Source organism: Cytobacillus mangrovibacter (assembly GCF_042865275.1).
Classification (GTDB): Bacteria; Bacillota; Bacilli; order Bacillales; family Cytobacillaceae; genus Cytobacillus; species Cytobacillus mangrovibacter.
In genome coordinates this window covers 106,407-121,155 of sequence record NZ_JBIACJ010000008.1, presented here as the reverse complement: position 1 = coordinate 121,155, position 14,749 = coordinate 106,407, and the positions used below count along the sequence as shown (strand labels likewise).

Below are 14,749 nucleotides of genomic sequence, written 5' to 3'. Positions count from 1 at the left end.
TCTCTAAAAAATTTATTATTAACAACTCTTGACACTGACCTTAGGGAATACTTCATAGTGGGATTTGAAAGGAGGATCTTATGAAATTGACCGTCAAAGATTTGGCGAATATTGCTGGTGTTTCCATTAAAACTCTTCATCACTATCATAAAATAGAATTGCTTATTCCTAGTGAAATAGGTGAATCAGGTTACCGGTATTATGGTTTGGAGGAACTAAAAAGGTTACAAGAAATTCTCTTTTACAAGGAGCTGGATTTCCCATTGGCCGAAATTAAACAGCTGCTTGAAGAGGAAACCAATAGAATGATTACTTTAGAAAAGCAAAAAATACTATTCGAAAGGAAAATTGAGCGCTCCCATCAATTAATTCAAACGATAAAAAGGTCTCTAGAATATACAAGGAAAGGTGAAAGCATGGATAATAAGTTAATGTTTAAAGGATTTGAAACAGAGGAAGAGTGGCAACATGCCCTAGAGGATCAAAGTAATTATTTAAAAGAGGAATATCAATTTGACCTAAAGACAACTAACATCCCTATAGAAGAAATGAATATGATGGCAATCGAAGCAAAGAATTTCTTAGACAGCATGGCTGAATCTTTAAGAAACGGAGTAAAGTATAATGATTCAGCTGTTCAAAAAATAGTTACTGCACATCTAAACTTCTTAAATAAAAATGGGCATTCCTTCAGCAAAGAGGATTACGTAGATCAAACAAAGTTTTTCTTAGAAGATGACTTTCATAGAGACATGCTAGAACAACAGCAGACTGGGCTGGCATATTATTTACTAGTTGTTGCAGAGAATCTATAAATTACATCTGGAGTCAGTCATCTCATCTGGCTCCAGATGTATTCAATTGACTATCAACCTATAGCAGAGCTACTAGACTGTTACACATTAGACACTTCCGCCAAATTATTAAGCGGCTTTTTCGATTCTCTGTACTGACTCCTGTTTCCTAACAAAATGAACCAATAGATAAACAAGAGGCGTAACCAAAATAGAAGCAAAGAACTTAAAGATGTATTGAGTGATAATTAAGCCTCCTAGTACGGCAATAGGCATTGTCCCATAGAAAGCAATTGTAATAAAAATGGTTGTATCAATTAATTGACTAAGCATGGTGGATGCATTATTACGCAACCAAAGCTTTTTCTCTCCATGCTTGCTTTTTAGGCGATTAAATACATAAACATCTAGATTTTGACTGATCGCATAGGAGATTAAACTAGCAAGAATGACCCGAAAGCTTCCGCTTAAAATTGTTTCAAATGATTCCTGATTGCCGAAGACCGGCGCAGCTGGTAATTGGATAGCAATCGTAATAAATACAATAGCAAGAATTTGCATTATCAATCCAGCTTTAACTGTCTGTTGTCCCTCTTTCTTCCCATAAACCTCAACGATTACATCAATGATTGGGTACGTGAATACATAAATAATGACAGCAGCTGGCAATATCGCAAAATCACCCACACTAAAAAGCTTTACCGCTACGATATTCGCTAAAATTAATAAGCCTACATATATCCCATTTAAATATAAAATCATGTTATTATACCGTCCTTAACGATTATCTACTTTTTCTGGATAAAGATCATGGTTCATCAATCGATGATTGGCCATCTCTTCATATTTAGTACCTGGTTTGCCATAGTTGCACCATGGATCAATTGAAATTCCTCCACGTGGTGTGAATTTCCCCCAAACCTCAATATATCGAGGATCAAGTAATTGAATTAAATCATTCATAATGATATTGACACAGTCCTCATGGAAATCGCCATGATTTCTAAAACTGAATAAATATAGCTTGAGTGATTTACTCTCCACAATTTTCTTATCCGGAATATACGAGATGTACATTGTTGCAAAGTCAGGCTGACTTGTAATTGGGCACAAGCTAGTAAACTCCGGACAGTTAAATTTCACGAAGTAATCCCGATTGGAATGAAGACTATCGACTGCCTCCAGTACCTCAGGTGCATAATCAGAACGATATTGTGTATGCTGATTTCCTAATAGTGTTAAATCCTTTAAACCTTCCTCAACCTTACGGCCAGACATAAAAAAACCTCCATGTAAAAAATGTTTCCCAACACTTTTCAAAAGAGGAACTTCTAACCATTCTATTACAAACATATAGGATCAAACATAAAAAAGCCACGTCCAGTATGGACATGGCGTATTGTCATGTATCCATAGTTTTTTATAGAGGGTATCAGCTATGAACCTCTCCCGATCAAGTTCGGGTATTCTCTCCAATATAATATAGAATACTAAGGAAAACGTCAATTCGTAATTTTTGTTAAATGGCTATTTTCGCAAACATTGTACTTTTTAGCATAAGTTAGTAAAGGTTGATTTCCGCTCCAGGAGCTCCAATCGACCAACCATATTTGCAGTCGGCTTTTTCCAATTAACTTATTGAAAATACAACAATAAAATTACCAAAATATGCATAATTGCAGAATAAATAAAAGCGCTTGCACAATTAGAATTCTCAGTTATAATACTTGTATACAAGTATACTTCATTAGTTAGAGAAGGTGAATTTATGACTGAATCCAAAGAATTACTGTATCCGGCCAAATGGCTTTCTAAAGCTTCTGCAGGTGATCGAGTAGCATGTGAGCTTAGAATGCAAATTATTTTCGGCTTGATTGAAAGCGGTACCATTCTATCTGAAAACAAATTAGCTGCCGATTTTTCTGTAAGCCGCTCACCTATTCGTGAAGCATTAAAAATACTTGCTTCGGAAAATATGATTCGATTAGAAAGAATGGGTGCCGTTGTTATTGGCTTAACCGAAAAAGAAATTGAAGAAATTTACGATGTTCGTTTACTTATAGAAACGTTTGTATTTGAACGGCTAGTCAAAATGGATATTCATGAATTAGTAAAGGAGCTTAGCAAAATCCTTGAAATGATGAAGGTGGCTATCAAATTTCAAGATGCTGATGAGTTTTCCTATCAAGATGTTTTATTCCATGAAACGATTATCCGTGCGAGTAATCATTCATATATCCTCATGATCTGGAATAATTTAAAACCCGTTATGGAAGCGTTTATCCTTTTATCCATGCGCCTGCGCTTTAAGGAAAAGGTCGAGGACTTCACACGAATTGTGGAAAATCATGAGCTTTACATCGAAGCGATCAAAACGAAAGATCGAACGCTCATGATTAAATCCTTACACCAAAACTTTGATGATGTTCAAGGGAAAGTAGAAGATCTTTGGATGTCACAACAAATGCTATCTAAAGGAGTCGAGCAAGAAAATGACTAGCTATATGTTAGGTATAGACATCGGGACAACAAGTACGAAAGCCGTCTTGTTTACGGAAAAGGGCGAAGTCATCCAACAAGAGAATATTGGTTATCCTCTTTACACACCAGATATCTCAACAGCTGAACAAAACCCGGAAGAAATTTTTCAAGCGGTATTACAAGCCATTTCAAAGATAATGAAACATCATTCGGAAAAAAGGCTTTCATTTATTTCATTTAGCAGTGCCATGCATAGTGTTATTGCCATGGACGAGAATGACCAGCCGCTGACGCCATGTATTACGTGGGCTGATAACCGCAGTGAAACATGGGCGCATAAAATAAAAGCTGAGTTACACGGGCATGAAATTTACAAACGTACGGGAACACCCATTCATCCGATGTCACCATTAACGAAAATGGCTTGGATTGTGAATGAACGTCCTGAAATCGCTGTCAAAGCGATGAAATACATTGGAATTAAAGAATATACTTTCAAGAAATTTTTTGACCAATATGTTGTCGACTATTCTCTTGCTTCAGCAATGGGGATGATGAATCTCCAAACACTGGACTGGGATGAGGAAGCATTAACTGTTGCTGGTGTCACTCGAGAGCAATTATCTGAGCTTGTGCCAACAACTAAGATATTTAGCAACTGTGATCTCAATTTAGCTAAACAAATGGGAATCGATCCACAAACACCATTTATTATTGGTGCAAGTGATGGTGTGCTTTCGAATCTAGGTGTAAACGCGATAGGAAAAGGGGAAATCGCGGTCACAATTGGGACGAGCGGTGCCATTCGAACGATCATTGACAAGCCGCAAACAGACGAAAAGGGCAGAATATTCTGCTACTGCCTCACTGAAGACCATTGGGTCATTGGGGGGCCAGTAAATAATGGCGGAATGGTCCTTCGCTGGATTCGAGATGAGCTTGCCTCATCAGAAGTGGAAACAGCAAAAAGATTAGGAATTGATCCGTACGATGTATTAACAAAGATTGCCGAACGTGTGCGACCAGGTGCCGATGGCTTACTATTCCATCCATATCTTGCAGGTGAACGTGCTCCATTATGGAATCCAGACGTGCGTGGCTCTTTCTTCGGTCTGACAATATCACATAGGAAAGAACATATGATTCGAGCAGCACTAGAAGGCGTTATTTACAATTTATACACAGTGTTCTTAGCATTATCTGAATGCATGGACTACCCAGTTACCCGAATCCAGGCAACTGGCGGCTTCGCAAGATCCGATATTTGGCGACAAATGATGTCCGATATATTCGAATCTGAAGTTGTCGTTCCAGAAAGCTACGAAAGTTCATGCCTAGGTGCCTGTATTTTAGGACTATATGCGACAGGGAAAATTGACTCTTTCGAGGTAGCTTCTGACATGATTGGCAGCACCTACAAACACACGCCAAATGAAGAGGCTGTTCAAGAGTATCAGCAATTATTGCCGATTTTTATTAACCTGTCCCGAATATTGGAAGAAGATTATTCACGGATTGCCACTTATCAGCGGAGTTTAATAAATAGATAAATACTAGGAGGAGGGGTAACGATGCCATTAATCATCGTAGCAGTTGGTATTTTAGCATTATTGCTATTAATCATGGGGTTAAAATTAAACACCTTTATTTCATTAATTATCGTATCTTTTGGTGTTGCTTTAGCTCTTGGGATGCCACTAGAGGAAATTGTTAAAACGATTGAAGCAGGATTAGGTGGAACACTTGGTCATTTAGCGTTAATCTTTGGACTTGGAGCGATGTTAGGGAAATTGATCGCTGATTCTGGCGGAGCTCAACGAATTGCGATGACCCTTGTCAACAAATTCGGTGAAAAAAATATTCAGTGGGCTGTTGTAGCTGCCTCATTTATTATTGGCGTTGCACTGTTTTTCGAAGTTGGATTGGTTTTATTAATTCCTATCGTTTTTGCAATTTCAAAAGAATTAAAGGTATCGATTCTGTATCTTGGTATCCCGATGACTGCCGCATTATCTGTAACCCACGGTTTCTTGCCGCCACATCCGGGGCCAACCGTTATTGCTGGTGAATATGGTGCAAACATTGGGGAAGTGTTACTTTATGGTTTCATCGTTGCCCTTCCAACAGTCATTATAGCTGGACCTATTTTTACGAAAATTGCTAAAAGACTTGTACCTGAATCATTTACTAAAACAGGTAATATCGTTTCATTAGGCGAGCAAAAAACGTTCAAGTTAGAGGATACTCCTGGATTTGGGATTAGTGTCTTTACTGCTATCCTTCCTGTTATCCTTATGTCAATTGCTACCATTATTACACTTCTTCAAAAAACATTAGGTTTTGAAGATAATAGTTTTCTAGCTGCTATCCGATTTATTGGTGATGCTGGCACTGCCATGTTGATATCCTTATTAGTTGCTGTTTATACAATGGGACTGGCAAGAAAAATCCCAATAAAAACCGTTATGGAATCTTGTACAACAGCCATTACACATATCGGAATGATGCTCTTGATTATCGGGGGCGGAGGAGCCTTCAAACAAGTATTAATTAATGGCGGTGTAGGTGACTATGTAGCAGAATTATTCAACGGAACCTCCTTATCACCAATTTTGCTTGCTTGGATCATCGCTGCCATCTTACGGATCTCTTTAGGATCTGCCACAGTTGCTGCTTTAACAACAGCTGGTTTAGTGATTCCAATGCTAGGTCAATCTGATGCTAACCTTGCTTTAGTTGTCCTTGCAACTGGTGCCGGCAGTTTAATTGCCTCTCACGTAAACGATGCAGGCTTCTGGATGTTTAAAGAATATTTCGGCCTAAGCATGAAAGAAACATTTGCCACATGGACACTGCTTGAAACAATCATTTCAGTAGCTGGATTAGGGTTTATTCTATTACTAAGTTTATTTGTATAGGCTGCTCTTTTCAAAAAATCTTTGAACTAGCTACATGAATGGTTGTTAGCAAAAAAGGTTAGTTGATTGGAGCGGAAATCAACCTCTACAAATAACGTATTATAGCTTTCTAGGCAGTAAAATCCCTACGTATCAAAGGGACTTTACTGCCTATTCATCTAAAATAAAAGGAGCGGAAAGAATGTTTAATACAATTGGTGTCATTGGTTTAGGAGTCATGGGCAGTAATATCGCTTTGAACATGGCCAGTAAAGGTGAGCAAGTGGCTGTCTATAACTACACAAGAGATTTAACTGATCAGCTTGTACAAAAAAGCGAAGGGCAGGCGATCCATCCTTATTATGAAATCCAAGATTTTGTTCAGTCATTAGAAACGCCAAGAAAGATTTTCCTGATGGTTACAGCAGGTGACCCGACTGATTCAGTCATCCAATCATTAATACCTTTCCTTGAAAAGGGCGATATCATTATGGATGGCGGGAACTCTCATTACAAAGATACGGAACGCAGATATGATGAGCTGAAGTCAAAAGGTATCGGCTATTTAGGAATTGGAATTTCTGGAGGCGAAGTTGGTGCCTTAAAGGGACCTTCTGTCATGCCTGGCGGAGATAAAGACGTATACGAAAAAGTTGCGCCTATCCTTACAAAAATTGCGGCCCAAGTTGGAAATGAACCTTGCTGTGCCTACATGGGTCCAAAGGGAGCAGGCCATTTTGTAAAAATGGTGCATAACGGAATTGAATATGCAGATATGCAATTAATTACCGAAGCCTATACTTTTTTAAAAGACAAATTACATTTGTCTGTTCTTGAAATTGCTGACATCTTTGAATCATGGAATAAAGGGGAACTAAAAAGCTATTTAATCGAAATTACTGCAGAAATTTTACGAAAAAAGGATGAATTGACAGGCTTGCCACTCATCAATGTCATTCTTGATAAAGTAGGGCAAAAAGGTACTGGAAAATGGACAAGCATCCAAGCAATCGATAACGGAATTCCTTCATCCATTATTACAGAATCCTTATTTGCACGTTATATTTCGTCTTTAAAGGAAGAACGGGTAAATGCAGAAAGCATCCTAGCTGGCACAGAAATGGAGCAGCAGCCATTAGATAAAGAGTTGTGGATTGAACACGTCAGACAAGCATTATACATGGGTAAGGTTTGTGCCTACACACAAGGATTTACACAATATAAAATGACATCTGAATTGCACGGCTGGGATTTGCCGTTAAAGGATATCGCTCTCATTTTCCGTGGTGGCTGTATCATTCGTGCGGAATTTCTCAATGTTATCAGTGAAGCCTATCAAGCACAGCCAAACTTAGCAAATTTATTAATCGCTCCTTATTTTGCCGAAAAGGTAAAAAACTATCAAACAGGCTTGCGAAAAGTCTTGTGTGAAGGCATTAGCTCTGGAATCTCATTCCCATGTTTAAGTGCTTCACTCACATATTATGATAGCTACCGTACAGGCACTTCCAATGCCAGCTTGCTGCAAGCACAGCGCGATTACTTTGGTGCCCACACTTATGAACGTAGCGACATCGAAGGGGTCTTTCATACAGAATGGTAATATAAATAGTAACACTAGAATTCAAGACACGCATTTGATTTCTATAAATACTCCAAAAAGCTTAATGATGGGAGACATTTCCTTCCTTCATTAGGCTTCTAAAGAGGCTCTGTTATAACTGAATGTTGTTTTTACTGTATTAGAGAAATAAACGGGGAAATTCCGTTTAAATCGGGAAATACCCATATTTCCTTAAAAATAAAGGAAGTTTTTCCGTTTATAGTAACCAAATCTTTGGATTTTGTCTTATTTAGAGCAGTTACTCGGAATATCTCCGCTTATACCTGCTTTTTAAGCTTCCTCTCTCCATTTAGCCGGAAATTCTCCGCTTATGAATTCTCATACATCATGAAAATCAATAATGGAACATAACAAAGTCTATAAAAAAGCGGTATCGGAAATCCGATACCGTTTTTTTAGCTTATTATTTCCAATAGTTGTTCGCAGCGGCCACTGTTTGAAAATGGGTAGCAATTACCTGAGAGGCAAGTGTAAGGCTGTCTGCGTTTTCTTCATACACTGGTCGCAGTTTCTTCCTAACATCTTCAGAAGGCTGGGTATAGCCAACACCTTTTCTTGCCAATAAAATAGCTAATTCAAATCCCTCTTGAGGTGTTGCGGTTTGTAAGCTTGGAAGCCAATCACTCATGCTAATCATCTCCTTAACTTTCAATTTATCACCAATATATACCATATAGAAGGAGATATCAAATGCCATCTTCCATTAACTTTCCTCTGAATCATTACTAATTACTTGATTCGTATCTTATTAAACTGCCCCATTAGTCCAATAGGAATAAAAGCATCCAGAACGCCGGCCGCTCTTCGTTTTATGTTGATTATGATAATCCTTAAGCTTACCTTCATATACTAATTGAAACGTAGGGACTTCCTGCAGGTCATAGGGGGTGATTAGTGATAGCGGCTTATCAAAATGAATAGTATTGCCTTCCTTTAGCACGGATGCAACAAATTGAGAACAGAAGAAAGCCTTTGTTCTTGTTATTGGCTTATTAAACATAACACCAAATAAGCCTAAAAAATTATAGCGATAAAGGTTCTTTTGTACTTTAAATTCTTGTAAATAGTCATTCATCCTTTGGATTTGATGCTCTGTTGCTGAGAAAGAATAAATGGCACAATCAGCCTGCTTAAATAAACCAGCCGTCACATCTTCCTTAACAAAGCCTCCAATAAATGGATTTCGGGCTGTTTTTCTCCCAAAGCTATATACCTCTGATAACTTGTTATCAAAAGCAATAGATGCATGATTATATGGTTTTCTCGTATATAGCTTGATCAGCTTTGTTAAAACGGTTCCAGTATTTGTTACGATAATATACACCTGTTTTTCAGTCATCATTAGCCTCCTCAAAAACTCTTAAGAAAACTTCTCTACGTTTTACTATACATACAAAAACATAAGAAAAGTTTAATAGAATCCTTAAGATATTCTTAAGTTTTTTGGGGTAATGACCTTTGGCTATACAAAAAAAGACCATTCTTCGTTGCAAAAACAACTTGAATGATCTTCAAAGTCTCAAACACAATTACCTTATTGAAGCCTTCGTTATCTTTATAAATTATGAATTCGCTTTACATCGAGTCCCATGGACCAACCAATTATTCTCCCAACTCAGGTCAATCGATTTTTACAAACGGCCAAAGGAACAGGCTTTTCGTCCATAGGGTTAGAAGAGACCTATCGATGATTCAAATTGAAGAGGGCCTTTTGCATATTACTATTATTTATTTTGTCGCAAATCATCATAAATTTCCGTTAAGAGTACATTACTAGGGTCTTGGCTTAGCTCCCACATCATAGATCCGCCTAAGCCTATTGATTTAATGAAAGAAGTCTTATATCTTATTGATTCCACATCGTCATAGCTGATAAACTGAGACCCATTAAACAGCCAAGGGACTTTAGAATCAGGCGACCAATAGCGGGTAAATTTATTCTTATTAATATATTTCTCTTGAAGTTCAGCATATGAGATGGCAGATCCTCCCCCTGAAAATCGCTGGTATAAACCATTTCTCATTGGCTGAACCTGATTATAAACCCTGCCATAGAATGGAATACCCATAATAAGCTTGCTTGCCGGTACTCCATTATTAAGGTACATCTGTACAGTATCTTGTACACTCCAATCAGAATAAAAGTCTGAATGGGGATCTCTGTATAATGGAGCATTCAATCCAGTCAAAGGGTCCCAAGATCCGTGCATATCATAAGTCATCAGTTGAATATAATCAACATATTGATGAATGAACTTCAATTCCGTATTCGCTGCATACCATTTTCCCGCGCCTCCTGCAATGGTTAGCAAATACCTCCTTCCACTCTTAGCGCTTTCGGCATCGAAGGTTTCTTTAATTTCCTTTAATAATAACGTGAAGTTCTGCTTATCCTCACGGCGGTTTATATTGTCAGATTCCCCTCCTCCAACAGGATATTCCCAATCCAAATCAACTCCATCAAAGCCGTATTTTAAAATAAATTGAAGCAGACTATCAGCAAAAATGATTCTGGACTGCTCTGTTAAGGCAACATCCGAAAACCTTTCAGACCAGGTCCAGCCTCCTACTGAAATTAATGTTTTTAAATGAGGAAATTGCTTCTTCAGTTTGGCTAATTGATAAAAGTTCCCTTTATATGGCTGATTGGCTGTATCCCCTGGAAAGGATTTCTTCACATCAGCCCACGAATCTCCTAAGGCGATTCTTCCATCGGATGATATATTTGCGAATGCATAATTTAAATGGGTAAGTTTGCTAGCATCGATATCTGTTACTTGAAAGTTTGAATAGGCAGACCATCCTGTATAATATCCGACTGTCTTAAAGGTATTTTTCATAGGCACTATCGTTACCGTTTTTGAAGCCCTTGCCGCTTGATTAGATGTATCATAAACGACTGCTTTAAAGGTATGATTGCCATCTGGTACGGAACCGATAGACAAATTCGCACGATAAGGTGCAGAGGTGACGGATTTTATTAATTTCCCGCCATTATAACTATAAAAATTAACCTTGCTAATGCCCTTATCATCGCTAACATTTGCTGATAATGTAATCGTTCCGCTCACTGTTCGACCATCACCAGCTTCAGGAGAAATCTGAAATGCACTCATTTGAGGAGCTTTATCTATCACTAATTTCGCTGTTGTAACCTTGATCACATTACTGGTACCTGATACATTCCCGCTAAAATCTAGTGCTTTTATAAAAAAACTATATGATTTATTGGAATCTAATTTCTTTACAATATACTTTGTAGAGGCTGTATTTCCTATAAGCTTCTTATTCTGGTAAATATTATACCCTTTAACACCCTTATTATCTTTTGATTTAGTCCACGATAGGGATATTGTCGAACTGCTTTTCCCAGTCATCTGTAGTTTAGAAGGTATCGATGGTGCCGTCCGATCAGATGTGGCTGCCTCCGCAACACCGAATATTGGAAAGGATCCTGCTACAAAGAAAATAACAATGAAGAATGTGAATAAAGATAATAATGACCAACGAGGATCCTTTTGCAGCTTCATTTCTAGTCCCTGCCTCTTCTAGTAAAATAGTTTTAATATTTGTAACTCTATTTTAATAGAAGGCTAGACAAGGATATACCGGGAAATATTGGTATAAAAAATAGACAAGGATTTTCTACTACCATCCTTGTCTAAATTCGGTATTTATTTTATTGAAAAAAGACCATTCTTCGTTGCAAAAGCAACTCGAATGGTCTTCAAAATTAAAACGCTGGGATTGCCGTTTCATCATAATTTTTTTCTAAAAACTCACGTACTTCTGGACTTGTCATCGCTTCAGCGAGCTTTTGAATAGGCTCTGAATCAACATTATCTTTGCGTGCGACAAGAGAAATAGCAAAGTCATTATCGATTCCTTCTGTTAGAAGAGCATCCGCTTTCGGTGTCAATCCAAGTGGCGCCGCATAGGCAGGTGTCATAACGACTGCATCTGCATCATCGTACATTCTCGCTAGCATTAACAAATCTACTTCTTCAAATTTATAGTTCTTTGGATTGTTGGTAATATCGGCCTTCGTATAATATGGACCTGTTTTTTCTTTTAAAGTAATGACTTCATGTTGAGCTAATAATGCCAATGAACGGTCGATATTTGACACATCATTCGCAATCGCAATGACAGCGCCTTCTGGCAACTCATCCATTGCGCTGTATTCTTTAGCATACACACCATAGTTTGCAAAATAAATGGCTGTCACTGGAACTAGCTCCGCATCATTGCTTCGATTAAATTCCTCCATGTACGGAACATGCTGGAAGAAGTTTGCATCTACTTCTTTTGCTGCAAGCGCACTATTTGGCTGCACATTATCACCTAATACAACCATTTCAAGGTTAATGCCTTCCTCAGCTAGTTTAGGCTTTACTAGATCAAGAATTTCCGTCATTGGGGGAATAAGTGAAGCTACTTTTAATGTTACTTCTTCCTTGCTTTTTTCTGGTGCTTTTTCACTCTCTTTTGCTTTATCCTCTTGACCACACCCAGCCAAGATGAATAGCGCTATTGTAATGAGTAAGAATACTTTTTTCATGTTGATCCTCCTATTGTTTATCTCTTGTCCATTATTCTTGATACAGTCATTCCTGTAAATTGGATAAGCTGTACCAGTATGACCATAATGATAATCATATAAATCATTAACTCTGTTTTAAATTGCTGATAGCCGTACCTTATGGCAAAATCGCCTATCCCCCCGCCTCCAACCACCCCCATGATCGTTGAATAGGAAATAAAACTAATAATTGATGTGGTTAATCCAAGAACAAGTCCAGACCGAGCTTCTACATAAAGGAATTTAAAAATGACTTCCTTTACGGAAGCACCCATTGAAATGGCCGCTTCTATCACACCTTTTGGCACGTCCAATAAGGACTGCTCGACCAACCGTGAATAATGGGCAATCGCGATAATCGATAGCGGAACAGTTGCAGCGGCTGTGCCAATAGCCGTACCGATAATGAGCCTTGTAAATGGGATTAAGAAAACAACTAATAATAAAAACGGAAAAGAACGGATAATATTAACCAATAAGTTCGAGATTGAGAAAATCAACTGGTTTTCTAAGATATTTCCCTTCCTGCAAAGAAAAAGCAATGTCCCAACAGGCAGACCAATCAAAACCGCAGCCAGAATGGACACACCAACCATCACAAAGGTTTCTCCAATCGACTGCCAGATTTCTGCTTCATATTGTACTAAGACCTCAGGCATGGCTCATGTCACCAGCCTCTGTTAGTTGATTGATAAAATATTTCGGACTATTGTCTATCTGTTGAATCCCACTTGGATCAATTACTACCGTTTCGTAAATTTCTCCCGCTGCCATGACGGTTGCGTGATTACATATACTTTTAACCACTTCCATCTCATGACTAACAATGACAATGGTGACACCGAAACTTTTATTTATATTTTCCAAAACGCCTAGTACTTCACCAGTTGTATTCGGATCTAGCGAAGACGTCGGCTCATCACAAAGCAGCACTTGCGGGTTATTCGCTAATGCTCTCGCAATCGCCACACGCTGCTTTTGACCGCCACTTAATTGAGCAGGATATTTCTCCATTAAACCGTCCAACCCAACAAATCGCAGGCACTCTATCACACGATTTCGACGTTCTCTCTTTGGAAATTTTGCTAATTCTAAAGAAACAGCGACATTCTCATAAACCGTTTTATTTGCCACAAGATTAAAATGCTGAAAGATCATCCCGATTGACTTCCGTGCTTGCCGAAGTGCTTTGCTGTTCAAATTGGTCAGCCTTTGCCCATTCACTTCCACTTCGCCTTCATCCGGAATTTCCAGCAAGTTCATTAACCTCAGCAAGGTTGATTTCCCAGCTCCACTTGCTCCAATGATTCCATGGATTTCACCTTTATTTATTGTTAAAGAGACAGATTTAATAGCATGGAATTGTGAGAAGCTTTTGCTCACTTGATGCAATTTAATCATAAAAAAACCCCTTTCTATGATTTGAAAGGTGAACACATCGCTACTCATTATAGCTTAATCTTATGAGGATGTCATTTAGGGAAATTACTGAATCAGCAGTAAGATATAAAGCCCAAAATAAAGGGCCTGATACACTAAGCATCAGACCCTTTACTCACGGTTTAAGAAAAACGGCCAATGCACGACTAATCAGTGGATGAAGAACCGTTACATGCCCCTCCTCTTGGAAAATACGCAAACTCACTTGAAAGTTTGGTAAGTTCCAAGCAGACAAACGAGCATACATTTGTTCCGCATCCTCTACCATTATCCCTTTTTCCTCAGCCCCTATACCAATCAACAGTGCCTTTTCCCCTGATGAATTTCTATCTTTTAATTTCTGAAAAAATGAATCTTCAAGCGTGTTAATATAATTGTTTTTCCACCATATTGATGGACTTCCAGCAATATATGTTTGAAATAGGTCAGGGGTATTAAACAATGAATATAAGGTGAAAAATCCACCTAACGAGTGGCCAAATAATGCTTGTCTCTCCCGATCTATTTCCAATTTTGATTCAATCACTGGCTTTAATTGATTTTCAATAAAATGAATAAACGAATCTGCTCCCCCTACTTCAGGCCATTGCATTCCGTTCTTTCGTAATGGCAGCTCTTCATTCGTTGCTTGTACTGTATAATCCCAAAACCGCCCTTTTAGATCAAATGGCTCATCGGTCTGGTAACCAATTCCCACTACCACAATTGGTTCAAAGCCATGCGGTTTTCGTGTTTGCAAGCGGACAGCCTCCACAACCGAACCAAACAAAGCATTAGCGTCAAGTAAGTAAAGAACAGGAAAGCCTTGAATGGGCGCAGGTCCTTTTGGTTTGTACATAAAAATCTGGTATTCCTGTTCTCTTTCTTGTGAAACCATATGCCATTGTTCGGTACCAGGTATAGAATATGGCGGACATGTTTTATTCATTTG

Annotated in this window: 14 protein-coding genes and 1 riboswitch; of the genes, 5 read left to right on the top strand and 9 right to left on the bottom strand. The window is 38.3% G+C overall.

Going from position 1 to position 14,749, the window contains the following annotated elements; translation table 11 throughout:
• Window positions 1–80 precede the first annotated feature (80 nt).
• Window positions 81–815, top strand: coding sequence for a MerR family transcriptional regulator (locus tag ACFYKT_RS15490; protein ID WP_389221450.1), 735 nt, complete (start codon window positions 81–83; stop codon window positions 813–815).
• Window positions 816–923: 108 nt separating this feature from the next.
• Here the strand turns inward: ACFYKT_RS15490 and ACFYKT_RS15485 are convergent, their stop codons facing one another.
• On the bottom strand, window positions 924–1,556 hold the full coding sequence (locus ACFYKT_RS15485) for a queuosine precursor transporter (RefSeq protein ID WP_389221448.1): 633 nt from the start codon (window positions 1,554–1,556) through the stop codon (window positions 924–926).
• Between the two features lie 15 nt (window positions 1,557–1,571).
• Complete coding sequence (gene queF, locus ACFYKT_RS15480; RefSeq protein ID WP_389221446.1) at window positions 1,572–2,072, bottom strand: preQ(1) synthase; 501 nt, start codon at window positions 2,070–2,072, stop codon at window positions 1,572–1,574.
• 128 nt (window positions 2,073–2,200) lie between these two features.
• A riboswitch (PreQ1 riboswitch) is annotated at window positions 2,201–2,247 on the bottom strand.
• Between the two features lie 315 nt (window positions 2,248–2,562).
• On the opposite strand from queF, the gene ACFYKT_RS15475 reads away from it, so the two are divergent.
• From ACFYKT_RS15475 to gnd, 4 genes are all read left to right on the top strand, one after another.
• Complete coding sequence (locus ACFYKT_RS15475; RefSeq protein WP_389221444.1) at window positions 2,563–3,294, top strand: GntR family transcriptional regulator; 732 nt, start codon at window positions 2,563–2,565, stop codon at window positions 3,292–3,294.
• Window positions 3,287–4,825, top strand: coding sequence for a gluconokinase (gene gntK / locus ACFYKT_RS15470; protein ID WP_389221442.1), 1,539 nt, complete (start codon window positions 3,287–3,289; stop codon window positions 4,823–4,825). Before ACFYKT_RS15475 ends, gntK begins: the two co-directional genes overlap by 8 nt.
• A gap of 21 nt (window positions 4,826–4,846) precedes the next feature.
• Window positions 4,847–6,193: a GntP family permease gene (locus tag ACFYKT_RS15465; RefSeq protein WP_389221440.1), complete on the top strand. Its 1,347-nt coding sequence runs from the start codon at window positions 4,847–4,849 to the stop codon at window positions 6,191–6,193.
• Window positions 6,194–6,374: 181 nt separating this feature from the next.
• Window positions 6,375–7,775 (top strand): decarboxylating NADP(+)-dependent phosphogluconate dehydrogenase, encoded by a 1,401-nt coding sequence (gene gnd / locus ACFYKT_RS15460; RefSeq protein WP_389221438.1) that lies wholly within the window; start codon window positions 6,375–6,377, stop codon window positions 7,773–7,775.
• 424 nt (window positions 7,776–8,199) lie between these two features.
• Here gnd and ACFYKT_RS15455 read toward each other — a convergent pair whose 3' ends face one another.
• The 7 genes from ACFYKT_RS15455 to ACFYKT_RS15425 all read right to left on the bottom strand — a co-directional run bounded on the left by ACFYKT_RS15455 (window position 8,200) and on the right by ACFYKT_RS15425 (window position 14,746).
• Complete coding sequence (locus ACFYKT_RS15455) at window positions 8,200–8,424, bottom strand: hexameric tyrosine-coordinated heme protein (RefSeq protein ID WP_389221436.1); 225 nt, start codon at window positions 8,422–8,424, stop codon at window positions 8,200–8,202.
• A gap of 120 nt (window positions 8,425–8,544) precedes the next feature.
• Window positions 8,545–9,135 (bottom strand): hypothetical protein, encoded by a 591-nt coding sequence (locus ACFYKT_RS15450; RefSeq protein WP_389221434.1) that lies wholly within the window; start codon window positions 9,133–9,135, stop codon window positions 8,545–8,547.
• A gap of 385 nt (window positions 9,136–9,520) precedes the next feature.
• Window positions 9,521–11,326 (bottom strand): glycosyl hydrolase family 18 protein, encoded by a 1,806-nt coding sequence (locus ACFYKT_RS15445; protein WP_389221432.1) that lies wholly within the window; start codon window positions 11,324–11,326, stop codon window positions 9,521–9,523.
• A gap of 203 nt (window positions 11,327–11,529) precedes the next feature.
• Entirely contained in the window at window positions 11,530–12,357 is an 828-nt protein-coding gene (locus ACFYKT_RS15440) for a MetQ/NlpA family ABC transporter substrate-binding protein (protein ID WP_389221430.1), read from the bottom strand.
• Window positions 12,358–12,374: 17 nt separating this feature from the next.
• On the bottom strand, window positions 12,375–13,037 hold the full coding sequence (locus ACFYKT_RS15435) for a methionine ABC transporter permease (protein ID WP_389221428.1): 663 nt from the start codon (window positions 13,035–13,037) through the stop codon (window positions 12,375–12,377).
• Window positions 13,030–13,779, bottom strand: a complete 750-nt coding sequence (locus ACFYKT_RS15430) for a methionine ABC transporter ATP-binding protein (RefSeq protein ID WP_389221426.1) — start codon at window positions 13,777–13,779, stop codon at window positions 13,030–13,032. The genes ACFYKT_RS15435 and ACFYKT_RS15430 overlap by 8 nt, the downstream gene beginning before the upstream one ends.
• A gap of 154 nt (window positions 13,780–13,933) precedes the next feature.
• The gene (locus ACFYKT_RS15425; protein WP_389221424.1) at window positions 13,934–14,746 is read right to left on the bottom strand and encodes an alpha/beta hydrolase; all 813 of its coding nucleotides are present in this window, start codon (window positions 14,744–14,746) and stop codon (window positions 13,934–13,936) included.
• Window positions 14,747–14,749: the final 3 nt, after the last annotated feature.